The organism is Sphaerisporangium sp. NPDC051011, from assembly GCF_040653595.1.
In the GTDB taxonomy this organism is placed as follows: Bacteria; Actinomycetota; Actinomycetes; order Streptosporangiales; family Streptosporangiaceae; genus Sphaerisporangium.
Map to the genome: position 1 here is coordinate 613,861 of NZ_JBFAGG010000003.1, position 23,198 is coordinate 637,058.

Consider the following 23,198-nt stretch of genomic DNA (forward strand, 5'->3'; position numbering starts at 1 on the left):
ACGTGTTGCGACCCCTCTCAGGGGCGATGAGGACCGGCGGGTTCCGCGAGGTCCGCGGCGTCGCCACCTTGTTGCGACCCCTCTCAGGGGCGATGAGGACAGCCCACCTCGCCCAGCTCGTGCACCTCATCGGGTTGCGACCCCTCTCAGGGGCGATGAGGACATGTGGGGGCCGAACGGGTCGACGACACAGTTCCTGTTGCGACCCCTCTCAGGGGCGATGAGGACCCTGCGCAAATACATGAACGAGGACATGGCCAAAGTTGCGATCCCTCTCAGGGGCGATGAGGACCACCGACGCCGAACTGCCCGAGAAGGCCGTCGAGGGTTGCGACCCCTCTCAGGGGCGATGAGGACCTGCCCGGTCTGCCGACAGGACAAGGTGAAGCGGTTGCGACCCCTCTCAGGGGCGATGAGGACCGCCACCGTGAGTCTGCTGACGCCGAGCGCCTCGCGTTGCGACCCCTCTCAGGGGCGATGAGGACGCCTGTACGGCATCGACCTGGACCCCGTGTCGGTGTTGCGACCCCTCTCAGGGGCGATGAGGACCCCACGGTAAAGTCGCAGTTCAGTGGCTATGTTGGCTCGTGGGTTCTGGGGGGTTTTGCAGTGGACCTCCGGTAGTGCGGGAAACCCGGGGGGTCTGCTGCAATTAGTCTTGATCACTCTCGTGCCAGGGTATTACAGGATGTCGCTTGGTGCGGGTTGGGCTATACCCCACTCCTGGCGTTCGGGGGTGGTGCCAGGCGGGAAGGTGAAGACGAGGACGCTGTCGTAGCCGGCGTCGATGACTCCTTCTACCTCGTGGCGGAACCGTCGTAACTGCGCAGGGCTCAAAGCGCCTTCGAATACGCTTCGCTGGACGTGGTGAAGGTATTGGCGGCACCGGCGCAGGATGGCGGCGTTGCGTTTGGCCAAGGTGTCGTACACCACGACCACGTACACGTGATGTCACCACCAGATCTTGAAGGGCTTGTACGGTGTGCCTTCCAGGCACGTGCGGGTCAGTTGCAGGGCTTCGAGGTAGAGCAGTTCGTCGTACGCGACGTTGCGGCCAAGAGCGCGGTGCTGGATCGTCACGGCGAGTTCGTCACGGACGGTCTGCACCACGAGCTTGCGTCCGGAGTCGCTCAGCATCGCCTGGTTGACGTCGACGTCGAAGTGGGCGGGTTTGAGCTGGCCGCGTCCTGCGAGCCGTAACAACAGTCGTTCGGCGAACAGTGGCTTGAAGACTTCGGCAAGATCTAGGACGAGGGAGTGGCGCTGGCGCTCCATGGTGCTGTGCAGAAACGCCACGCCCGAATGCAGCGGCGTGAGCCGTACCGCTGATAGCAGTCGCGCGTAGACGATGCCGTTGACGTAGCTGATGAAGGCGTTTCCGGCATTGAGGGGCGGCCGTCGGCTACGGCCGTTGAGCCGCAGCCATTCGGGTAGGCGCGTGTCCAGCACGGCCCAGGCCGAGCGGCGGAAGGTGCCTTCGGCGCCCATCAGTTCTTCACGCGTGGACGACTCGGCGACGGAAGCCTCCAGTACGTCAATGGGCCGCGCCAGCAGCTTGCGGTCCACCACCCTGCGAATGTTCGCCGCCGCGCTGGTCACGATCGAACGAGCGATGTTCAGGGAGGCCGACGGGTCGCCGGCCAGCCGGGCCTGGGCGATGACGGTCTGGCCGGAGGTACTCGTGTCGGAGGTCAGCAGCGATCCCGCGTAGTCGCCGTAGTGGCTGAGAAAGTGGATGTTGATCCGGTGCTGGTTGAGCAGGCTGATCACGGCGGTGTTGATGTCGACGGACTCGCACGCGACGATGTCTCGCACGTCGGTGATCGGGATGTGCACGGGCGAGCCGTCTTCCCGTTCGATGCGCAGAGACTGATCTTTTCGGCGGATCCGGCATGAGGTGGTGAGCCAGTACGTCCGGGAGGCAGTGGGCATCTATTCGTTCCAGCAGTAGTCGATGTAGGAGCAACCGCGGCAGGCCGGTCGCGTCAGCAGCGGCGGGGAGGCGCTCGCGGAGACCACATCCAGGACCACGGCGATATCGGCCCGGGCCTGTTCGGCGGCTTGAGCGGTGTAGGGCAGTCGTTTCGTGCGGCGGGTTTTCGGATAGTGCAGGATCGCGCCCTGAGCGGCCACCCCGACGACGCGCAGCCGGTAGCAGTAGTGCATGGCCTGGGCTTCGTCTGCCTTGCTGGGCTTCGATGACGACTTGATCTCGTGCACCCAGGCCGCGCCATCAAGGTGGTCCAGCTTCGCGGCACCGAGGTCGACAGGTGAGCTGCGCGTATAGGAGGTCTCGTGGACGGCTTCGCCCAGTTGCACCGAGGCGTTGAGGTGCTCCGGTCGAACCCCGCGCGCGTACAGCCACAACTGGCGACGGCAGTGGTACAGATACTTGACGTGTACCCCGCCTACATCCTCGGGTCCGATCACAGCACCTCACCTGCCTGGTAGACCGGCGCCGCCGGGCCGTGGATCTTGCTCAGGCCCAGCCGTTCGTCGTATTCGGCGTTGACGATGCGCAGCCCGAGCCTCCTCTCCCAGGAGGTCTGAGGAGTGGCCCAGTAAGGCATCGGGATCAGGTAGCGCTCGGCCAGCAGGCGTCCGGCGGCCTTGTCGTCGGTCACCTGGTTCAGGTCCGCCTCGTAGGCGTCACGGTCTTGGGCGAGGATCGCTTCCGTGCCGTTGAACAGTTCGTCGAAGCGTTCGGTGAGTTCGTCGCGGCTGACGAAGGGGTGGGCGAAGCCGAGGAACGCCTCGGAGAAGATCCTCTGATTCTTCTGTACGTCGTCGTACCACTCCTGGCCCCATGCCGTGCCGTACACCTCGTCCAGCCACAGCCGGGCGTCCGCCTCGTCGACCGCGCCTCCGTCGTGGCGGGTCAGGATCTCCCACCCCGTCTCGACGGGAATCCTCGGGTAGACGCCGTCGGCGTGATCGTCGCCGCCCGCGCGCCGGGGAGCGAAGGCGGCCGGATGGACGACGACGTCGGCGGGTGGTCGAGCGGCGACCCGGTTCACCCGGCCGAACCGCTGTAGCAGGGCCTCCAGCGGCGCCGCCGAGGTGAACAGGCAGTCGAAGTCCACGTCAAGGCTCACTTCGACGACTTGGGTGGCCACCACCAAACCTTTGTTCTTAGGCCGGCCGACGCCGAAGCGTTGCCCGATGGCCGTCTCCAGGGCGGACCGATCCATGCGGCGGAACCGGGAGTGCAACAGGAAGGCGGCCTCTTCATCGATCTCAGGCTGCAATTGGGCGAACAGGTGCTGAGCGTCCGCCACGTTGTTGGCCACGACGAGCACCGACTCCTCTCTCGCGAGCCGGGACTTGATCTCCTCGATGGAATCGGTGTCGGTAAGGTGCCTTTGACGCAGCGCGAGCCGATGCCGCAGCGGAGTACCGCCGGTCGATGCCTCGACCAAGCGTGCTTCCTGGTCCAGCGCACCGCGGAACAAGCGAACCAGCGCGTCCGGCAGGGTGGCCGACAGTACGGCGATCCGCCCGCCGAGTCGCTCCCACAGCCCGGCGGTCGCGAGGATGTAGCCCAGCCGCCGGGAATCGTAGGCGTGGAGCTCGTCCAGCACGAACACCGAGTTCGCGGTGTCGATCAACGTGCCCGAATGGGCCGGACCGGCCAGCACGCCGCGCAGGAGCTGGTACGGCGTGCCGACGCGTAACGTCTCCCGGAAGAGCCGGGTCGCCGCGGCGCGGGAGACGGCCTTCTTGGCGGCTTCTCCGCGCTCGTCGTCGCCGTCCTCCGGGCAGATGGCGGCGGCGAGGTGATAGGAAGCGGCACGTGAGTGCATCACTCCGACCAGGCCGTCGTCTCCCAGCAGGTCTCCCAGCCGCCCGGCCATGGCGTTGATCGAGGCCAGGTACGGCAGGGTGTAGAAGACCCTCGGCACGCCGCCCATCGCATCCGTGATCGCGGTGACCTGGGCGGTCACCCACAGCAACCCTGCCTCTGTCTTGCCCGAGCCGGTCGGGGCCCGCAACAGAAGGTGGCCGTTCACCGCCTCCGCCCGCGTCTGGTGCGAACGGAGACTCCGGCCTTTCTCGTTGAACGATTTCTCCAGCTTCGGCCGGAACTCGGCGTCCAACGGCTGTTCTGTATGCAACATACCGTGGGCGGAGGAGACATGGTCGGCCAATGTGACGGCTCCCTGCAGCAGGACCGCGGTAAGCCCTTCTTCCGCCTGGACGGGAAGCTCCCACGCGTCCAGCAATCGACCGAACAGCCGCCGCGCCTCATCCACCACGTCGAGGCCGTCCAACGCACGGGGGGTGACGGGCAGTCCCGCCGAGGTGGCCGTGTCGGCGAGCCAGGTTGCCAGCTCGGTCGCCACGTCGGCGAGGATGGGGTGAAAGCGCTGCCGCCACTCCTCCACTGAGGCTGTGCCGTAGGCCGGGGCCAGCGGGCCCCGCCCGCCCTCCAGCGACCGGTGGTGGGTGGCCACGCCTGTGGCGACCCAGAGGAGCAGGCGCCCGTCGCCGATCAGTCTCGGAAGGAAGCCGAGCGAGACGACCTCGTGCCGCTCGCCCCATCCCCTGGTGGCCCCCGCGAGCATCGCCTGGAATCCGTCCGGGATCTTCCCGGCGTCGTGGCACAAACCCGCAAGACAGACGGCCGACCAGAACATTCCGTCGGTCGCCTGCTCTGTCAGGGCGATTCGTCCCAGACGCCGCCGCAACTCGACGGCACCCGCAAGTGTGGCGGCCAGATGAGCGGTGAGTGTTTCCCTGGGCGCGCTCTTGGCCAGCATCCTCCTCAGCCCCACGTTCATGCTCCCACGCCGGCAAGCTGAACAGGGTGGACGGGCGGCAGGAACTCCACGGCTCTGCCGTCCGCATCGGCAAATCCCGAGGCGATCACAACGTCGCTCCGCCCCGAGGCGTCGAAGTGGTAACCATCCCAGCGTGTCCGATCCCGGCGCGTGGACACGGCGGTCGGGAGCCGCAGGATGGTTCCGGCCGGTAGGGGAGTGATCCCCTCCGGGAGAACGGCGTCCGCTTGGCGTCCAGGTCCGGCACGCAGCGAGACGCGACGAGTTCTGAGACCGACGAGGTCTTGGCTCCTGCCCAGGCGCAGTGGCCATACCGGCCTATGCAGCCTCCGCTCCCAGAGCACGACGTCGTCGGCGAGCCACACCGTGAGCGTGACATCGGCCAGGAACTCCCGCTCCCGTGGTGTCAGATTGGCCTTCCTCCCGGTGGCATCGAGCGGGTGGTAGGTCTCCAGATCCACCCCCTTGCCACGGGCGTGGAAGGTCATCGCGAACCGCAACCCCGGATCTACGGCGTCCCAGCCGCCGGCGGCCGCGGCGAGCATGCCGCCCACCGTCGCCGGAGGAGGACAAGGCAGTGCCACCTGAACCCCCGCGTACAGAGGATTACGGAAAGAGACGATCGGCGCGGTGACCGCCACCTCCAAGACCTCGACCGTGGTCATCCCTTCGGGTCCTCGAACCAGGTGTCCCGCTCTCCCCGCTCGATCCGCTCGGCGAGATCACCCAGCAGCACCCGGGGATGGCCGATGACCACGGTCTCGGTGGTGACCAGATCGGCGAGTTCGGAGCGGACCCGCTCCCGCTGCTCCGTGAGGAATCCGGGCGCCCATCCCAGGTACACGGGGCCCTCAAGCTCGTCGGCCCAGGCGTCGATCTCGGCACGCAGGACGTCGGCGTCGAACCGCACACGGTCATTTCGCACACCTAGCACCCGAGTGAACGGGTTGACCCCACCCTTGATCGGCGCGAGCAGGATCATGGCGGGCGTGCGATCCCCGTAGTGCATCGACTGCTTGGCACCGCCACGCACGGCGGTCAGCGTCCGCAGTAGCAGCGCCGCCCGGCGACGCCGCTCGTCCATCGTCAGTCGCAGCGCCGAAGACCCCCGGAAGGTGACCGGCTCGGCGCCGTTCTCCTGCGCCTCCTTGGCGGCGGGCTCCGGCAGGGCGACCTTCAGCCCCGTGCCGTCGGTCTCGAACACGCCGACTCGCGGCAGGTCCAGCAGCACGTCCCCGGCAAGCTCCGCGCTGTAGAACTCGTGCCCGTGCAGCACGGGGTTCTCTCCGGCGCCGAACCCGCGGCTCATCGTTCCGAAATCACGCTCCGGACGGCGCGGGGCTACCGACACGAAAGTGCCCGTGGCCAGCACCGTGTCCCGCTGGCAGGTCTTGGACTTGTCACCCTTGACCGCGACCATATAGCCGAACAGGTCGTCGTCGAAGTACCGATCGGGACGGCCCTGCGTGTACGCCTGCTGCTTCTGACCACTACCTGACCGCACGACCGGAGACGCCGGCTCCGCGGCGGGCAACGAGTCGCGCAGCCAGCGGCGAAACGCCTGCGCCGAGACGTACGGGTGGACATCGCGTCCGATCCGGAGCTGTTTCACCTTGGCGACGTTGTCTTCGCCCAGCCCGTTGTTGGGCGCCCCGGCCGTGACGTCCAGGACGATCTTCCCCACCAGGCAGGTCATCTACGACTCCTCGCCGTTCATGTAAGCGATGTCCTCGGGATGCTGTTCGTCTTCTTCGGCCGCCAGCGCCGCGGCCACCTCGGCGCGATCTTCCGGCTTGAAGCCCAGCTCGTGCAGCCTCTGGACCACCGACACGACGAGCAACTGCCGGTGAAACCATGCCTGCTCCACTTCTGGGTCGAAGAGGAGGCGGAACTGGTTCTCGGTGATGAGTGGACCCTCTATCGCGCTGTTACTGTCCAGCAGGGCGTCGATGTTTCGGCGCATCAGCCAGTGACGCATCCGCGGCTGATCCTTGAGGGTCGCGTTGAAGGCCCGAAGCCGGCCCGCGGAGTTCTCGGCCTTCAGCCAGGCCGCCACCTGGGCGCCGGCGGCCTTGATCTCGTCCATCTCGACTTTGTTCATTCGCATCACCTCGATCACTAGGGAAAAGCACAGCTCGGCCAGGTCCGCCGTTTCTTCGCGGATCACACCTTGGTGGAGGTAGGTGGTCAGGTAACGGCCGCACGCCCCGACGATCAGGTCCGGCGACCGGAACGCGTTACGAGCCAGCCCTACGATGCCCGGCCTGTCCGCCGTAGCGTGCGCACGGAGGAGAGCCGGAAAGCCGCGTCTTCGTGGAGGCCGCGACGAACGTCGCAGCCACTCCGCGATCGGTTGTTCCATGGAGTGGATCTCCAGCGTCTGGCCCCGGTTGTTGTTGCTGAAGACCAGCAGTTCCACCCCGGCGGCCAGCCTGTCCTCGTGGTTGCGTAGAGCCTGTAGCGCCAGGACCTCCCGGGCGGGAAGACCACGAGGGTCGGCCCTGCCAAGGGCGATCAGCTGCTTGTTGCGTTCCACCCGCCGCGACAGCGTCCGTGTCATGAACGGCTCGTCCCAGCTGTGCAAGGCGATCGACTGCCCGCCCGTCAGACGGCATCCGTACGGCAGGGCGTAGAAGCTGCACAGGCACGGCCAGCACAGCGCCATGCCCTCGTGGCCGCGCGGCGTGGTGTTGCGATAGAGATCGCTTTCGGCCAGGGGAACATCGACCTTCCCGAAGAACCCCACCGCCGCACGCCCGCACATCACGCACGCCGCCGCCGGCCAGGTCCCCCGCTCCGGACACCGGCGCCACGCCTGGACGGCGTCACCGATGGTGACGTCGTCCTTCTTCGCGTTGCTGTGATGGTTCATCTTGGAGTTCGGGAAGAAGGACAAGCTCGCCTTGAGCCAGAACCCGCGGTCGCTTTTCGTGTCTCGTGCCAATGCCGCCGTGACCGCGTGCTCGGTCAGTATGGAGACGGTCTTCTCGAACGCCTCCGGCGTCAGCCGCTCAGGCGTGGCGCCCTGCCCCAACGTCGCCAGTGCGAAGGCGCCGACCCGCTGCAGCGGATGCGGGCTCAGCACCAGCCGCGACTGCGCGTCCTGATCCGTATCGGTCACGCCGCGACCCAGCCGAAGCCCGCGGCGTTGGCCTGTCCCAGGCCCCAGCTCCAGATCGCCTGGAGCGTCTCCGGTGGCCCGGTCAGCTCGACCTCGATGGGCGCGCCCGGCTTTGCTCCCTTGCCCGCCGAGAAGGAGCGCTTGGCGCCCACCCAGGAGATCTCCGTCAGTGACACCTCGGGATCCATCCCCAGCGTCTCGGCCTTGCGCCGCAGGTTGCGCTGGAAGAACACCGGGAACTCCGGATCGGTCGGCAGCAGCCACGCCTGGCGCGTGACCCGCTGCCCCGTTTCATCACGGCCGGTGCCCTTCATCACCACCGGGGTGGCCGTCCTGAACCGTCCCCGGCCCGACGCGAACCCGGGCGGTTCGAGCGCCGTGACATTCAGAATCCGGAACGCGGCCCCGCCCCAGTCGAGAAGCTCCCGCTGCTTGATGCCCTGGGCCAGTACGGCCAGCACCTCCAGGTGCGGGCTGCCCAGCTCCAACCAGCCGCGTCCCCCGACGGCGTACGCTCCCCGGCGCCGTTTCGCTTGTGGGAATATCGGTGCACCGTGGCCGATCGGCACCATGCCGTACGGCCCGGATCCGTGGTCGTGGAACTCCCGTCCCAGATCCGGCGCCATCCGAGCGAGCAGGTCATACACCAGGGACCGCCCTGGCGCCAGCACGCTCGCCCACGTAAGCTCGGTGGCCGCCGTGGCGACGTCGATCCGCAACCTCACTGCTTCCTCCCGCGTCTTCGGCTCTCACTGAATACAGATGGACGAAGGTCGGACGAGAGGGCATTTCCTGAATGGGCGCAGCTCAAACGGTGAGACAGGAGAGATCGCCACCCATGACGGCTGCGAGGTCTCACCTTGGCCAAGGTGCCTCATAGAAAAGAAACGAGAGCGGTGATGCTCCCTCATGATCATGGTTTTGCAGCAGACCTCCGGGGTTTTCCGCACAACCGGAGGTCCGCTGCAAAACCCGCCCTCCATCCCTCGGCCTTGCACCTTCTCACCTGCGCCTTTACCGTGGGGTCCTCATCACCCCTGAGAGGGGTCGCAACACGTGAACGGCGCCCCGCTGATCGGCCCGATCAGCGGTCCTCATCACCCCTGAGAGGGGTCGCAACGTGATGGTGGTCGGCGACGGGTAGAGAACGGGAAAGTCCTCATCACCCCTGAGAGGGGTCGCAACGAAACCTCGAACTCCTGCACGAGATGCCGGAGGCGTCCTCATCACCCCTGAGAGGGGTCGCAACCGTTCCTCCGCGATCCCTCGCGCCATGGCGCGCGGTCCTCATCACCCTGAGAGGGGTCGCAACCCGTGATCCCACTCCCGGCCCGCCTAGAGGTGACGTCCTCATCACCCTGAGAGGGGTCGCAACCGACGCGACGATGCATCTATTGCCAGGAGGACGTCTGTCCCATCACCCCTGAGAGGGGTCGCAACCCGATATCTCCTACGGAGACTTCTGCCTTTCGCAGCGTTGTCCTCATCACCCCTGAGAGGGGTCGCAACATGAAGCGGGCGTGGGTGTCGTCGTGCTCGACGAGTCCTCATCACCCCTGAGAGGAGTCGCAACCCTACATGCGCCTGGTCGCCCGGGAGCTGCTCGTCGGCGTCCTCATCACCCCTGAGAGGGGTCGCAACTCAACGCGGACGATGGCCTGCTCCACGGTGAGGGTCCTCATCACCCCTGAGAGGGGTCGCAACGCGACGGCGAGCCCGGCCTCGACGGAGGCCTTGCCGGTCCTCATCACCCCTGAGAGGCGTCGCGACACTTGGTGATTCCAGCGGGCCGGGTGCGCGGTCTGGCGACTCGGGTGCCAGCTCAGTCATCGCCGCTCAACACGCCCGGTTTCGTCGTCCATCTGTAGTAGGTGGAGGGGAAATCAGGCTTGGAGGGGTGGCGGGATGGGGCTTTTGCCGGCTCGGGTCGGGAGAGGTAGGGCCTGGGGGGTGTTGGAAGGGGCGTCGCGTTGGGGGGTGGCGGCGCTTGCCGGGGTGGCCGCGGCGGTGTCCGCCGGGATGCTGCCGGATGTCATCAAGAGCTGGCTGGGTGATCAGAAGCCGTTCCTGACTGTGCTCTGCGTGGCCGCCGCCATGGTGTTCGCCGGCATCAACCTGTGGCAGCAGCGCAGCAAGGGCGTGGGGATCGTGCTCGCTCTCCCGAGGGAGAACTGGCGGGGACCTTGGAGCGGTCAGTGGACGGACGCCGCCGTCGATCATGCCCGGCGCCATCACGACTCGTGTTTCACCGTCCGGCGCACCGTCTCGGCGGCGAGGCCTGACGCCGACGCGGGAGACAAGGCCGCGGCCCGCGAAGCCCGTAAGGACACTCTGGACCTGGCGTACGAGCTGGTCACCGCACGCCTCACCGAGTTGTCCGAGGCCGACCCCACCACCCCGGTGTCGCTGTACGTGAATGCCGCCTTGCCCGATGCCTTCGAACTGGGTGCGAAGTTCAAGTTCAATGTGCAGCGCCGGCTGCGAGGAGTCGGCTCCGAGCCGGAACGGCAGGCCGATGAGCCTGTGCCGGCGGCCACTCCTGTCCTGCCGCAGCGTTCCGAACGCGCCCAGTCGGACTTCTTCGCCTCGGTGCGGATCAGCGGCCGGTTGAAGGAGCCGTTGAGCTCGGGGGAGGTCGCGCGGGCGGGCCGATTGGCCCGGGTGATCGAGGAACCGGATTACGAGGAGGTACCCGAAGGAACGGCCGTCGCCATCGTGGTGCATCTGTCGGACAACCCGCTCATGGTCGCCCAGGCTTTGCGAGCGGCGAGGGACGGCTGCGTGGACGCCGGCGGGCGCTGGGAGCGGTGCCGGGCCGCTCTGGTCATCGACGGCGGGCCGTCGAACCTTCCCGAGGCCACCGTCGACTTCGAACTGGCCGTCCGGCTTGTCTACACGGCATGGCGCGCGTGGATCGCGGCTCGCCCGCACCACACCGGCCTGAACCCCCGGCTGTTCATCGCGGCCCCGGCCAGTGTGACGTTCGCACTCGGCTGGCTGCTCGGCCACACGGTGACGGCCGTTCCCCATCCCTACGAGACAGGAGAGCCATGTATCTCGTCGTGATCAGTACGGCGGGCAACCAGCGCTACATCTTCGCCTCCGGCAAGCGTCAAGAGATCGTCGGGGCGTCCGGCCTGATCACCCGGGTGGACGGAACCTGGGCCGATGAGTCGCTGGAAGAGGTGTTCCCGGGCTTCTCCAGGAAGGACTGGCGGATCGGCGGCCACGACGCGGAGCTGCTCGTCGCCGGGGCGGGCGGGATCACGGTGTTGGTCAGGAACAGGGACGCCGGGCGGCGCCTTGTGACGGAGCTGACCTGCCGCGCGCTGAAGGAGGCGCCGGGGCTGGACATCTGCGGCGTGGTGATCGAATACACCCCCGGCACGCTGGCGGAGACGATGCGGAGGGCGCGAGTGGAACTGGCGGCCGTACGGGAAACGCGGCCGGGGCCGCTGGCACGATTCCTCCGCCTCCCGCTTGTCGAGGACTGCGGGTCGAGCGGGCTGCCCGCGACCGAAATCCGTCGCGAGGGCGAGGGGGAGCCCGCGCAGCCGAGGTCGGCGGCGGCCATGGCCAAGCTCGCCGCCCATCCCGCCGCGCTCAACAGGATGGCCGGGATCTCCGGTGCCGACCGGCCGACGATGAAGAAGATCGTCGACCGGCTGGGGCTGGAGGCGGAGTGGGTCGCGGTGGTGCACGCCGACGGCAACGGACTCGGTGAGGTCTTCCAGCGACTCGGCGAGCCGACGGCGGCGGGGAGCGGCGATGCGTCAGGGGAGGCGGGGATCGATCGCGATCGCCGATATGCGGACGCGATCCGGAACCTCTCCTCCGGCGTGGACGGGTGCGCGAAGAGGGCGTTCAGGGCGGCGTTGCGCCGCACGGCCGGCGAACTCGGCGAGGAAGCCTCCTCCCTGCCGGTGCTGCCGCTAGTGCTCGGTGGTGACGATCTCACCGTCGTCTGCGACGGCGCGGTGGCGCTGTCGTTCACCCGGCACTACCTGGAGGCGTTCGAGTGGGAGACGGCGCGTGATCCTCTGCTCGCTCCGACGCGGGCGAAGCTGGGCAGGGAGGATCTCAGCGCCGCCGCCGGTGTCGCGATCGTCAAGCGTAACTACCCGTTCCACTTCGCCTACGAGCTGGCGGAAAGGCTGACCGACGCCGAGGCCAAACGAGTGAAGGCATGGAGCTCGGCCGTGGCGTTCGTGGTGCTGTTCGAGAGCTCCGCTCCCGATCTTGAGCGGATTCGCCGCTCGGTCACCTTGTCGGGCGGCTCGGGTACCTCGGCCTCGCCGTACCTGGTGGGGCGGGGGAGCCGGGACGACCGGGCGCGGGGACGGCGGTGGGAGGACCTGGTACGGCGGGTGACGGCACTGACGCGACGCGACTCCGCGTCCGGGGAGCTGCTCATCCCTCGTGGCGCCGCACATGATCTTCGTGAGGGATTGCACCTCGGCGAGGAGGTCGCCGGTTCGAGGCTCGACCTGCTACGGCGCCGGTACGCCGGGGACGCGGTCCGTACGAGGGCGCTCGCCGAACTGACGGAAGAACAGGGTGGCCTGATGTGGACCGCCCCTGGGGAGGGCAGGGTGACGGGGTTGCTGGACGCGATGGCGGCGTTGCCGTTCCTCCGGGTGAGGGAGGGCGCGCGATGAGCGAGGCGGGCGATTTCACGATCTCACTGTTCATGGTGAGCGACTGGCGGGTGGGTACCGGGACCGGGATTCACGGGTACGCCGACCGGCTCGTCCAGCGGGAAGGAGAGGACCCGGGCGACGTCTCCAGGGGGCCTGCCGCCCCGGTCATACCGGCGAAGAGTCTGGTCGGAGTCTGGCGGGATGCCTGCGAACTGGCGGCGCACGCCCTGGACGGCGGGCCCGTCGGCGTGTGGCACGACTGGCTGGTGTTCCTGTTCGGAGGCTCGGGCATCACGGGCACCGGCGTGCTGCGGCCCGCCGCGCTCGCCCTCGAAGGGCCTCTGCGACTACCCGGGAGACTGCCCGACCTGCTGAGGAGCAGGCCGAGGGTCGCGTGGGCGGCGACGTTCCGCAAGCCCGGCGTGGCGATCGACGGCCATACCGGCGCGGCCAAGGCCGACATGCTGCGTTTCGAGGAGATGGCCCGCGCCGGGGTCACGTTGGAGGGCCGGGGCCGGATCGACGGGTTCACGGACCTGGACCAGCCCCAGCGGGACGCGGCCGTCGCGCTGCTGGACGCAGGGGCGCGTCTGCTGGAGACCATCGGCGGCAAGCGACGTCGAGGGGCGGGGCGGTGCCGCATGACCATCGAGGGGGTGGGGTTCGCGCCGGAGTGGACGCCACCGCCGTCGAACGATGTCGTCCCGCCGCCGACGGCCTTGCCATGCGCGGTCGCCGACGAGCCCGCCACGACGGCTGCGGCGACGCGGCCAGGGTGGGAGTGCGCGGAACTCGTCATCACCGTGGAGCAGCCGGTGCTCGCCGCGGCGACCGTCCTCGGCAACGTCGTGAAGGGCGCGGACCACATCCCCGGCTGGTGCCTGATGCCGGAGGTGACCCGGCGGCTCGGTGGCGCGGCCCACGCCCTTGTCCGCCGAGGGGACCTGGTCGTCACGGCCGCCACCCCGCGATCGGCACGCGGCGCTCGAACGCTCCCGGTGCCCAGGGTCCTCGTACACAGGAAGGGAGAGAGCCGGGTGTCCGGCAACCGGATGGCCGGTGACGGGCAACTCGGCAAGCCATACCGGAGCGGATATGTCGTGCCAGAAGGGGATGAGACGCACACCATCGTCATGCCGGCCTCCACGGTACGCATGCACAACAGCGTCCGGGATGACGTTCAGCGGCCCACCCGAGACATCGGCGGAGTCTACGTCTACCGCGCCCTGGCCGCCGGCACGGTGCTGCACGCCGAGGTGCGGGTCCGGGCGGGTGCGCTGGAGCCGGGCTGGCAGAACGGGCTCACCGGGCGGTGGCGGATCGGCCGGTCATCCAAAGACGACTACGGGCAGGTGACCGTGGAAGTACGTCCGGCCGCCGTCCGGCAGCGATCCGGGACAGGGCAGGGGAGCCTGCTTCGGGTGTGGCTGCTGTCCGATCTGCTGGTCCGGGACCTGAGGCTGCGGCCGAGCACCCACGTTGACGACGTCAGGCGCGCGCTGGAACAGGCCCTGGCCAGGGCAGGTGCCCGCGTGAGCCTGACGCGGGAGACGGAACGGCAGGACGGACGCGTCGGCGTCGCGCTCGGCGCGCATCGCACGGAGAGCTGGCACCGGGGCTGGGGCCTGCCCCGCCCCACCTTGTACGGCCTGGCGGCCGGGAGTTGCCTGACGTTCCGCGTGGACGGTGGCCCCATCGATCAGGCGGTGCTGGCGGAGGTCCGGACCTCGGGCGTGGGGGAACGCCGGGCCGAGGGGTTCGGGCAGGTGGAACTCGACCACGACCTGCTGCTCAGGCCTGTCGGAGACGACACCTCGTGCGCCCCTCTCGTACGGCCCGAGCCTGCTCCGGTTTCCGGCCCTCGGCTCATGGAACCAGGCGAGAAGGGCTACGAGGACGCGCGGATCTTCGAGCGGGCGGCATGGCGGTCCGAGATCCACCGGATGTGCGAAAGGATCAAGGGCGACGCCCGGCGGCGAAGCCGGATCATCCCCGCCGGGGTCTCCATCACGCAGGTGAACGCGTTACGCGAGATCACCCGTGAGCCCTCCCCCGAGCGCGCGGAAAGTCGCCTCCTGTGGCTCACCAGGACCAGGACGGGTCGTCCCGGCTGGCCACCGGAGGCGGTCGGATCGCTCCACGGCCTGTTCGCCGACCCCGGTACGATCTGGACGCTGCTCGGCCTGCCCGAGGAACAACTCGTCGTGACCCGCGACGGCGTGGCCTTCCTGCGAGCCGAGCTGCGCGGTGAGGCGCTGCGGGTCCTGGTCGACGCCTGCCTGGCCGCGCACGCCCGTGACGAGGCCGGCCAGGCGGCCGTGGGGGGCGAGAAATGACCGCCAGGGTGGGACGCCACGTGACCAGCAGGGTCAGGGCGCGTGGCTGGCTGCGCACCGAGTCGCCGTTGCACGTCGGCGGCCTCGGCGGTGGTCCGTCCGAACCGTTGCCGATCGCGGTGGACGGTCTCGGGCGTCTCTACGTTCCCGGCACCACGCTCGCCGGAGTCCTGCGGCACTGGTCGCTGGGCGCAGACCCGGACACCGGCGTTCTCGACGAGCTGTGGGGGTTCGTGCCTCGGCAGGGCGGTGAAGGCCAGGCCAGCCGGGTGGTCGTCGCCGACGCCCTCATCACGGCCGCCCCCCGGCTGGACGATCGGGGTCTCCCGGCCGACCCCCTCGACCCGGCGATCCTGGAGTTCCGGCCGTCGGTGGGCATCGACCGGGTGACCGGTACGGCGGCCCCGGAGTTCCTGTACGGCAGAGCGGTCGTGCCGGCCGGGTACCACATCCGGCTGGAGATGGACATCGAGTCCCGTCAGGACGGATCCGCCGACGAGGCCAGGATGGGGGCGCTGCTGGCAGCCCTGGGCGCGGGTGAGGTGCGGATCGGCGCGGCGACCGGACGGGGCCTCGGGGCGGTGCGGCTGCTCGACGACCCGCTCGACCTGGTCGTGGATCGGTTCGACTCCCCGGCGGGACTGGTGGCCCTGCTCAGGAACGACCCGGCCCGCAGGCGGACGGCGGCGGCTCTGCGCTCCGCCGACCCGCGGCTCCCGGCCCGGCGCGACCTTCTCGACGTCCGCGTCACATGGACTCCCAAGGCGCCGGTGATGGTCCGGGCGGGTACCGGCGGCCTGGTCATCGACACGCTGCCGCTCACCACCCGCGTCGACCGTCAACACCTGACGCTCGTCCTGCCCGGGGGATCGGTGAAGGGAATGCTGCGCAGTCACGCCGAGCTGGTGGAACGCACGGCCCGGCGCGCCGACGCGCCGACGGCCGGAACGGCGGCCTCCGCGGGCGAGCACAGCGCCGCGTTCCGGTCACAGCTCGATCAGTTGCCCGCCGTACGGGCGCTGTTCGGCTCGGCCCGTGACGACTCGGCGGATCGCGGGGCCGGAGCGTTGCGCGCGGAAGAGTGCACCGCATTGGTGACGATTCCCGGCACGCTGTGGAAGTCCGTGACCGGAGACGACGACCGGCGACCGGACCAGGACCGGCGGGAGCACCGCCACGGGCACGAGGACCGCGACCAACGAGCGGACCAAGTCCGGCGGCCGGACCAGTCGCACCGGGAAGCCCATGACGAGCGACGGACCACGCTGCCGGACTCCGTCCGCGATCGGCTGGAGGACCTCGGCATGGCACGGGCGGATCATGTGGCACTCGACCGCTGGACGGGCGGAGCCGCCGACGGTCGCCTGTTCAGCGTGCTGGAGCCGTACGACGTGGACTGGGAACCCATCCGCCTCTCCGTCGACCTCACCCGCCTCGGCGCCGAGCGTGACATCGCGCTGGCCCTGCTACTCCTCATGCTCCGGGACCTCGCCGGCGGACGGCTCCCGCTCGGGGCTTCCACGAACCGGGGGTTCGGCGACATCGAGGTCACTCAGATCACCCTCACCGGCGGCCCGTGGCCCGATCCGATCGCGTTGCCCGACGCACTGGACGGACCGGAGATCTCCGCCATCGCCCGGGCATGGACCGGCTACCTGGCACAGGAGGTGTCATCATGACGGCCCTGTACGGTGCCGCCGCCACCGGGATCACGTTGCCGGAGGCGCTGGAGGCGGCCCGGCTCGACGGCGGATGCGCACTGCTGACAGCGCCTTCGGCGTACCGCCTCGCCCGGGTCGCGGGGAGGGGCTGCGTGACACCCACCGGTCCGGCCGACCTGTCCGCCGTCTACGAGGCGCGGGTCTTCACCGCCCACGTCGAGCTGCGCTGGGTCGAGGCCGGATACGCGGTGCTGCTGACCGAGGACGCGAGCCTCCTGCCGGGCGCCTTTGGCGAGCTGTTCGACGCGCTGGACGCCGTGACCACGATAGAGACCCGTTATCTCGTCTGGGGAACGGCCACCGCGTCCACGCCGGGCTGGGCCATGCTCGCCTCCGCGCGTGTGGGCGCCATGGCGGTGCCCATGGCGGCGGCGCCGGAAACGGGCCGGATCCGGCTGGCTGTGCGCGAGTACGTCGTCGCGGACAAGGCCCACGGCAACGCTTACGTCGCAGAGGAACGACTCATCGGCTTCGAGTCCTACCCCCTGGAAGGAGCCGCGAGATGAGCGGTGATCAGACGTTCCTCAACCCCTATACGTTCGTCCCGGCGTTTCCCCGCGCCGGCCTGCCCGAGCCGCTGCGGGATGCCGCGCCGCCCGGCCGTGATCGCCTGCACGAGGACCGGTGGACCGGCCGGATCGGCGTCACCCTGACCGCCGAGACCCCGCTGCTGCTCCTGGACACCACCCGCGCCACGTCGCCTTCCACCGGGGATCCCGGACACCAGGTCTATCCCGTCCAGGGCCGCGACGGCCGTCCCCACCTGTCGGCCACTTCGGTCAAGGGCATGCTGCGCGCCGCCTTCGAGGCCGTCACCAACTCCCGTTTCGGCGTCTTCGACGGCCACGACACGCCGCTGGGATTCCGCCGCGACGCCGGCTACGCCTTAGGCATGGTGCCGGTTTACATCGCCGCTGACGGAGTGCTCTTCAGGTGCCAGGTGGCATCGCTCAAGATGTACGACAAGTCCGGGCAGAGTCTTCACGAGCCTGGCGAAGCCCCCGAACATCTCGCACGATTGCGGGCGCTGATCGCCGATGACGGGCGCAACGGCGCCAAGGTGGTCGCGTTCGTACCGCGTGACGCGCCGGAGAAGCTCACCGCCGGGCCAGGGGAAACCCTCGTGGAAGGGATCGCGTACGTCACCGGGCCCAACATCGAGAACAAGACATCCGAGCGACTCTTTTTCATGGAGCCGGGGAGGAAACCAGAGGCGCTTCCCCTGGCGCGTGAATGGAGTGCGCTGGTCGCCGACTGGAACCTTCTGATCCAGGACTATCAGCGCGCACACGACCACGAGCAACTCCATCAGCGCCGGACGCCGGACGGTCATCAGGCCGGTCCTGGCGAGAGGTTCGGAAACGGTCCCGGCCAGCTCGCCTGGAGCCCGCACATCCATGACACGGCGCGGATGGAGCTGAAACCCCGCACCCTCTGCTACGTCCGCTGCGACGAGGAAAACAGGGTCGACCGGCTGTATCCAGTACTGATCCCGCGTGACCTGTATCCGGTCGCACCCAAGGATCTTCTGGACCCCTCACTGTCACCGGCTTCCTGTTACGACGAACTCTCGCCCGCAGATCGCGTTTTCGGGTGGGTCGCTCCTCAAGGCTCGGGAGTACGGCCCTCGGCGTATCGCGGGCGATTGCGTATCGGCCCGGTGACCTGTGAGCAGAACGCCGAAGAGGCGGTCGAGCGATTCGACGGCGATGGGCTCCCGCTCGCGATACTGGGGCGGCCCAAGCCCCAGCAGGGACGTTTCTATCTCGCGGAGTCCCGGCACAGGCCTGACGTGCCGGTCGGAGACGGGACGCCGAAGGAACGGCTCTACCAGGCGGGACGTGGCCTGCGCGGCCGGAAGGCGTACTGGCACCAGGCCGGGCTGGACCCTCGGCAGCACTGGACCGAAGGCCAGGGAAAGGTCGACCCCGGGCAGGTGCGTATCGGCATTCACTACCGCGAGTACCGGCGGTCGCGCAGCTCGCCGGACGACAGCGGCCACCTGACTCCCGACGGCAGACGTTACCAGACGACCGGCAACGAGCAGCGGGACACCCAGAATCGGTCGATCAAGGGGTGGGTTCGGCCCGGGACGAGGTTCCGGTTCACGGTCGACGTTCGCGATCTCGATGCGTACGAACTCGGCGCGATCACCTGGCTCCTGAGCATGCCGCGCGGTCATTACCACCGGCTGGGCTTCGGCCGTCCGCTCGGCTTCGGCAGCATACGCCTCGACATCGACGCCGACGCCACCGATCTGCACTCCGGCGAGCAGTTCTCGGACTACTACCGGTCGCTGTCGGCGCCATTGCGGGACGTCGATGCGATGAAGATCCTTGATCAGGCGCGCGACGAGTTCACTCGGCTCGTCGACTCCTCTGATCACCTGGTCTCGGTCAGATCGGCCGTGCTCGCCGTGGCGCGGGGCAACCCCGACCTTCCTGTGCATTATCCCCGAGTGCGCCCGAGATGGCTCCCGGAGAACACGCAGGCGCCGCCCGATCCGCGTGGCCGGAACTACGAGTGGTTCACCCAGAACGAGAGGGTCGAGAAGGGGAAGATCATTCAAGGGCGCGGACGGTCTTTGCCCGGCCTCGTGGATCCCGCTCCGCCGCTGGCGGTCTACCCGGATAACGGGAACGCCGGCAATGGCGCTTCCCGAAGGAATGGGAACGGCCGAAAACCTTCGTCCAATGCTTCTCGTCGCCGGGATGCTGGAAAGGGGCGGGGAAACGGCGGCAGGCAGCGGTGACTCTCGGTATCTTACGGCGCATGCGACCGGCGATGAGTTAGCGTCGACACGGTTACTCCAATTGTGTCGGCCGTGGAGGGGATGCGCCATTCTGGGAAAGACGGACGGCGTGCTGCTCGTGCACGCGGTCGGTGGCGGAGACCTCGGGTTTCCCGGAGCACGGAGTTTCGCCGGAGCCGTTCCCGACGTGGAAGGCGATCCCGCCGCCCGTGGCAAGGACCGCCGTCCCCTGAGAAAGCTCTTCGAGGGCCTCGCCGCCGCCGACCTGCCCATCTCCCTGGTCGTCCTGCTGGGAACGACCACACCCGGTGGTCCCGGTGGCCGGACGTTCGCCGACTGGGCCGGCGACATGCGGGCGCGGCTGATCGCAGAGGAAGGGCTCTGTGGCGCGCGCTTCGACCCGGACGCGGTGGCCGTCGTCCGGGTCGAAGCGCTCACGCTCAACGCCGCCTCCGAGGCCCTCAACAGGTGGCTTGCGGGGTACCACCCTGAAGAGATCCTGATCAGTTGTGGTTCAGGGGCGTTCACGCTCAGCGTCGGCGCGCTTTGTGCCGCACTGAGGGCCCGCCGGCCGTCGCGTATCGTGCACATCGACACGCCTGGCCGGTCGTACTCTCTGGACCGGCCGGGCGATATGGCCGCGCACCTGGAATCCTGGCTGCTCAGGCACCGATTCTGGGACGCGCTCGCCGAAGTGGCACCCGGCGGGCAGGAGCATTGGAAGCTGCTCGCGGCCCGGCAGGCCGGCGACACGCGATATGCCGCCGAGTTACGGAGACGATCAAGAAATATCGGTATATCGAGCCTTTCGCCGGGGCAGCTCACCAAATTCACTGAACTGTGGCCCACTGCCCAGGCAGCCCTGTTCGAGCGAGTCGGCCGAGGAGAGGCGGCCGACTACGGCCTTTTGCGCGCATGGTATGCCGAACGTCTCCGCCGCCTGTTCGCCAACGAGGAGCAGAAGCTGTCTCCCCGTACGAGAGAACAGGTGCGGACACTCGTCACCGCGCTCGGCGACCGAGCGGGCGGGGAGGGACGCTTGGCAGGGCGGATCCGCAGCACCGCTCGTTCCCTGGTGGGTGACAGCATGGCCGGTTGCGTCCGGTTGATCAGAGATTCCGCGCTGACAGATCTCTACACCGCCGCCTCCACCCATCAGGCGCATCTGATGCCGGGCCCTCTGGACCCCGGGTCGCTACCACCGACTCTGCTGGCGGCCGCCGATCAGTGGGAGAAGAAGGACGATCCCGGCGTGGGTCTCGTCGCTGGCACGGGCAGGACCGGCTGGCCCGTCCTCGGCAGCGGCGACGTCCTGGGGTTGCTCGCCGTAGGACTGGACCGTGAAGACAGGGACGCCGAGGACCGGCAGGCCATCCATGTGGTCGTCGCTGAGCTGCGGAGACGGCGTGACACCCTGTTACGCCGAGGTGTGCTGCGGCTTCGCTTGCTGGCCAGCGCCGAAACCCTGGTACGGGCTCGTCGGCTCGCCGCGTGGGTAGAGGCCACCACCGCGGATGTGGACGCGCGGGTGATCGAGGACGTCTCGGGCGATCTGGACACGATCCGGGATGTCGTCGTCGCGGCTCTGAGGTCCGAGGCGGCGCCCACCGGGATGACGGGGTCGGGCAGCCTGCGGGACGTCGACGAGGTGGTGCTCGCGCTCAACCCCGGGCCGCCGATGACGAACTACGGCATGATCGCGGCAGGTGTGGAATGGTCGCTGACCGCCGCGTGCCCGCTTCGGGTCACCGAGCTCGCCCGCACATCGGAGACCTCGTCGGAACTGCGCGGTGGCCAGAGGGTCCTGGCCCGTCTCGGCGCGGATCAGGTGCTGGCCCGGCTCGCGATGAGCGCGGTCAAACGGCTGGACCTACGGACGGCCCGCCGCCTGCTGGAGCGTGGTTCGGACGCGTTGTACGGCGTGCACCCCGAAGTGGCGAGGCTTGAGCAGGACCTGTTCGGGTCCGGCTCCGACAGATGGACATGGCGGGAACGCGTGGCCGCTGCCAGACGGCGCCTGCTGCTGATCGCCGAGGCGTGCCGCGAACACCCCGGCCTCGCCGCCTACCTCGCTGTGGCCGCGCTGCGCCCGGCTTTGTTCACATGGGAGGAGTGGAGCCGTCTGCGTTCGGGGATTCCGGCCCTGGACGAACTCGGGCGGCAGGCGAACCGGTCCGTACAGGGCCATGCCCTGGATCAGCAGAGCCGTGGGAGCCATCGTGCGACCGGTGGCGAAATATCGATGTTACTAGAGCGCGCCGTACGTGACCTGGGAGGCCCGGTCAGAGCCGATGATATGCTTACTATTCGCTACAAATCGGTTATAGAGGCACTCTATCTACACTATCGGCAAAGCGGTTGACGCCCCTTAGGGCATGCTGCCAACCTGGACCAGTTCAACGGCTAACGCCCGCGAGCCTGAGCGGCTCCTCCCGCTCCTTCTGAGGGTCTCGAATTTCGAGGCCAGTGTCGGCAAGAAACGCGTTCACCGAGCGCGCTCTCTTGCCATGTCTCGGAAGGAGCGTCATGAACCTCGGCGCTGTAGCGGCCGTACGCGAATCCATCGCATTCCCCGCCTATGTTTCGTTGATCTCACCTGCCCTGCGCGACATCGCGCGTGGCCCGTTGCGCAGGGCCAGGCATGACGGCAGGCCCTGTAGCGGAGTAGACGGAACGCGCTGGTGCGACGAATGCGAGCAGACGATCCACGATCACCTCCTCATCGGATACGCCAGGTTGCGCCAGTCCCTCGCCGGTTCGCCACCCCGGACGCGAGGAGGTGATCCGATCCGTGAGATGGAGACGATCGTTCGATGGATGACCTCGCGGGAGGCGAGCACCACCGCCATTGAGCACATGGCCCGCCTCATCCGCGCAAGACCCAGCGAGGGAGAGCCCGTCGGCGTCCGCGCCGCCCGTGCGCAGCTCGTCCACCACATCCTGCGCAGTCTTGAGGCGCGCGTCCGGCGCGAGGACGCGCACAGTCGCGGCGCCTCCGCCAAGCCGGATCGCGATCTCCGGACCGCCGCCTGGGCGGCCCCCCTACGCGAGAACGAGATCGGATTCGAGCTCCTGGTCGACGCGGTCATCCGGCTGCGCTACGGAGCCCATGACATCTACGACATTCCGGTTGACCAGCTCGCCCGCCATGGTCTGGACCTCGCCGGCGCGCGGCGCGAACTGCGCGGAGCCCTCACTCGACTGCGAACGCTCCGCCCCGACTGGCACACGGCCAATGCGACCATCCATCTGGGCGAGGACGACCTGCTCCTCGGCCCGTCCCGCGCCTCGCGACTCACGCCCGAAGAACTGCACGTCCAGGGCGAAGAACAGCAACTGGCGCGGCACACTCTCGCGATACTGCTCACCGGCGAGCATGCGGCACCCCGAAACGAACTTCACAGATCGCTGTTGTCCCGCCTCAGCGCCGACACCCCCGAAAACGCCACCGAACTGCTCCAATGGACGGCTCGCGAGTTCGGTCTAACCCGACTCGGCGCGGAGCGATTTGTACGGCGCCTCATCCACCTGGCCTCCCAAGCCGGCCTCGACTGGCTCGCCACCCAATGCCGGCCCGCCCCCACCGCCCCACATCACCTTGGGCCTACACGCCCGTCCCGTTCCCCGCACCCCGTTCCCCGGCCGTCGCATTCTTGACCGTCTGTGGCGATGTGTGCGTCGACCGACTACTGTCGACATGTCCCCAGACGCGAGGCACTCGCCACAAGATCACTTACCCTTAAATGCAGCAAACCTCCGGGCCTTCCTGCACAACCGGAGGTTCACTGCAAAACACCACCCCCAACCCCTGATATTGTGCCCACTGACCTGCACCTTTACCGTGGGG

16 protein-coding genes and 3 CRISPR repeat arrays (1 of these 19 running past the window's edge) are annotated in these 23,198 nt (G+C 68.5%); of the genes, 8 read left to right on the plus strand and 8 right to left on the minus strand.

The features are described from left to right. The first annotated feature begins 4 nt into the window (after positions 1-4). A CRISPR array of direct repeats spans positions 5-549; the repeat unit is 30 nt; unit sequence GTTGCGACCCCTCTCAGGGGCGATGAGGAC. Positions 550-681: 132 nt separating this feature from the next. Genes cas2 through AB0H21_RS10060 form a run of 8 tightly spaced genes read right to left on the minus strand, consistent with a single transcriptional unit; the run spans position 682 to position 8,627 of the window. Further along, positions 682-945 (minus strand): CRISPR-associated endonuclease Cas2, encoded by a 264-nt coding sequence (gene cas2 / locus AB0H21_RS10025; protein WP_358514062.1) that lies wholly within the window; start codon positions 943-945, stop codon positions 682-684. 6 nt (positions 946-951) lie between these two features. Continuing rightward, the gene (gene cas1b / locus AB0H21_RS10030; protein WP_358514064.1) at positions 952-1,932 is read right to left on the minus strand and encodes a type I-B CRISPR-associated endonuclease Cas1b; all 981 of its coding nucleotides are present in this window, start codon (positions 1,930-1,932) and stop codon (positions 952-954) included. After that, positions 1,933-2,430, minus strand: coding sequence for a CRISPR-associated protein Cas4 (locus AB0H21_RS10035; protein WP_358514066.1), 498 nt, complete (start codon positions 2,428-2,430; stop codon positions 1,933-1,935). It abuts the gene before it with no gap. Next, positions 2,427-4,775 (minus strand): CRISPR-associated helicase Cas3', encoded by a 2,349-nt coding sequence (gene cas3, locus AB0H21_RS10040; protein ID WP_358514068.1) that lies wholly within the window; start codon positions 4,773-4,775, stop codon positions 2,427-2,429. Before cas3 ends, AB0H21_RS10035 begins: the two co-directional genes overlap by 4 nt. A 2-nt stretch (positions 4,776-4,777) precedes the next feature. Further along, positions 4,778-5,446: a CRISPR-associated protein Cas5 gene (gene cas5, locus AB0H21_RS10045; protein WP_358514070.1), complete on the minus strand. Its 669-nt coding sequence runs from the start codon at positions 5,444-5,446 to the stop codon at positions 4,778-4,780. After that, positions 5,443-6,477, minus strand: a complete 1,035-nt coding sequence (gene cas7i / locus AB0H21_RS10050) for a type I-B CRISPR-associated protein Cas7/Cst2/DevR (protein WP_358514072.1) — start codon at positions 6,475-6,477, stop codon at positions 5,443-5,445. The genes cas5 and cas7i overlap by 4 nt, the downstream gene beginning before the upstream one ends. After that, entirely contained in the window at positions 6,478-7,902 is a 1,425-nt protein-coding gene (locus AB0H21_RS10055) for a hypothetical protein (protein WP_358514074.1), read from the minus strand. Further along, positions 7,899-8,627, minus strand: a complete 729-nt coding sequence (locus AB0H21_RS10060; RefSeq protein ID WP_358514076.1) for a CRISPR-associated endoribonuclease Cas6 — start codon at positions 8,625-8,627, stop codon at positions 7,899-7,901. The genes AB0H21_RS10055 and AB0H21_RS10060 overlap by 4 nt, the downstream gene beginning before the upstream one ends. A gap of 299 nt (positions 8,628-8,926) precedes the next feature. After that, a CRISPR array of direct repeats spans positions 8,927-9,672; the repeat unit is 30 nt; unit sequence GTCCTCATCACCCCTGAGAGGGGTCGCAAC. Positions 9,673-9,879: 207 nt separating this feature from the next. On the opposite strand from AB0H21_RS10060, the gene AB0H21_RS10065 reads away from it, so the two are divergent. The 8 genes from AB0H21_RS10065 (at position 9,880) to AB0H21_RS10100 (ending at position 23,008) form a co-directional block, all read left to right on the plus strand. Next, on the plus strand, positions 9,880-10,968 hold the full coding sequence (locus AB0H21_RS10065; RefSeq protein ID WP_358514078.1) for a hypothetical protein: 1,089 nt from the start codon (positions 9,880-9,882) through the stop codon (positions 10,966-10,968). Then, entirely contained in the window at positions 10,953-12,560 is a 1,608-nt protein-coding gene (locus tag AB0H21_RS10070) for a hypothetical protein (RefSeq protein ID WP_358514080.1), read from the plus strand. The genes AB0H21_RS10065 and AB0H21_RS10070 overlap by 16 nt, the downstream gene beginning before the upstream one ends. Continuing rightward, positions 12,557-14,878, plus strand: coding sequence for an RAMP superfamily CRISPR-associated protein (locus AB0H21_RS10075; protein WP_358514082.1), 2,322 nt, complete (start codon positions 12,557-12,559; stop codon positions 14,876-14,878). The genes AB0H21_RS10070 and AB0H21_RS10075 overlap by 4 nt, the downstream gene beginning before the upstream one ends. Next, entirely contained in the window at positions 14,875-16,557 is a 1,683-nt protein-coding gene (locus AB0H21_RS10080) for an RAMP superfamily CRISPR-associated protein (protein WP_358514084.1), read from the plus strand. Before AB0H21_RS10075 ends, AB0H21_RS10080 begins: the two co-directional genes overlap by 4 nt. Continuing rightward, entirely contained in the window at positions 16,554-17,105 is a 552-nt protein-coding gene (csx19, locus tag AB0H21_RS10085) for a CRISPR-associated protein Csx19 (RefSeq protein ID WP_358514086.1), read from the plus strand. The genes AB0H21_RS10080 and csx19 overlap by 4 nt, the downstream gene beginning before the upstream one ends. Next, positions 17,102-19,351 (plus strand): TIGR03986 family CRISPR-associated RAMP protein, encoded by a 2,250-nt coding sequence (locus tag AB0H21_RS10090; protein WP_358514088.1) that lies wholly within the window; start codon positions 17,102-17,104, stop codon positions 19,349-19,351. Before csx19 ends, AB0H21_RS10090 begins: the two co-directional genes overlap by 4 nt. Further along, the gene (locus AB0H21_RS10095; RefSeq protein WP_358514090.1) at positions 19,293-21,713 is read left to right on the plus strand and encodes a hypothetical protein; all 2,421 of its coding nucleotides are present in this window, start codon (positions 19,293-19,295) and stop codon (positions 21,711-21,713) included. Before AB0H21_RS10090 ends, AB0H21_RS10095 begins: the two co-directional genes overlap by 59 nt. Before the next feature lie 434 nt (positions 21,714-22,147). Next, the gene (locus AB0H21_RS10100; protein WP_358514092.1) at positions 22,148-23,008 is read left to right on the plus strand and encodes a hypothetical protein; all 861 of its coding nucleotides are present in this window, start codon (positions 22,148-22,150) and stop codon (positions 23,006-23,008) included. 189 nt (positions 23,009-23,197) lie between these two features. Then, a CRISPR array of direct repeats spans position 23,198; the repeat unit is 30 nt; it runs 616 nt beyond the window's last position.

Bases quoted from the DNA above. Each gene is read 5' to 3' on its own strand.
- cas1b (WP_358514064.1), bottom strand. From the start codon at position 1,932: ATGCCCACTGCCTCCCGGACGTACTGGCTCACCACCTCATGCCGGATC.
- cas5 (WP_358514070.1), bottom strand. From the start codon at position 5,446: ATGACCACGGTCGAGGTCTTGGAGGTGGCGGTCACCGCGCCGATCGTC.
- cas7i (WP_358514072.1), bottom strand. From the start codon at position 6,477: ATGACCTGCCTGGTGGGGAAGATCGTCCTGGACGTCACGGCCGGGGCG.
- AB0H21_RS10070 (WP_358514080.1), top strand. From the start codon at position 10,953: ATGTATCTCGTCGTGATCAGTACGGCGGGCAACCAGCGCTACATCTTC.
- AB0H21_RS10075 (WP_358514082.1), top strand. From the start codon at position 12,557: ATGAGCGAGGCGGGCGATTTCACGATCTCACTGTTCATGGTGAGCGAC.
- AB0H21_RS10080 (WP_358514084.1), top strand. From the start codon at position 14,875: ATGACCGCCAGGGTGGGACGCCACGTGACCAGCAGGGTCAGGGCGCGT.
- csx19 (WP_358514086.1), top strand. From the start codon at position 16,554: ATGACGGCCCTGTACGGTGCCGCCGCCACCGGGATCACGTTGCCGGAG.
- AB0H21_RS10090 (WP_358514088.1), top strand. From the start codon at position 17,102: ATGAGCGGTGATCAGACGTTCCTCAACCCCTATACGTTCGTCCCGGCG.
- AB0H21_RS10095 (WP_358514090.1), top strand. From the start codon at position 19,293: ATGCTTCTCGTCGCCGGGATGCTGGAAAGGGGCGGGGAAACGGCGGCA.
- AB0H21_RS10100 (WP_358514092.1), top strand. From the start codon at position 22,148: ATGGAGACGATCGTTCGATGGATGACCTCGCGGGAGGCGAGCACCACC.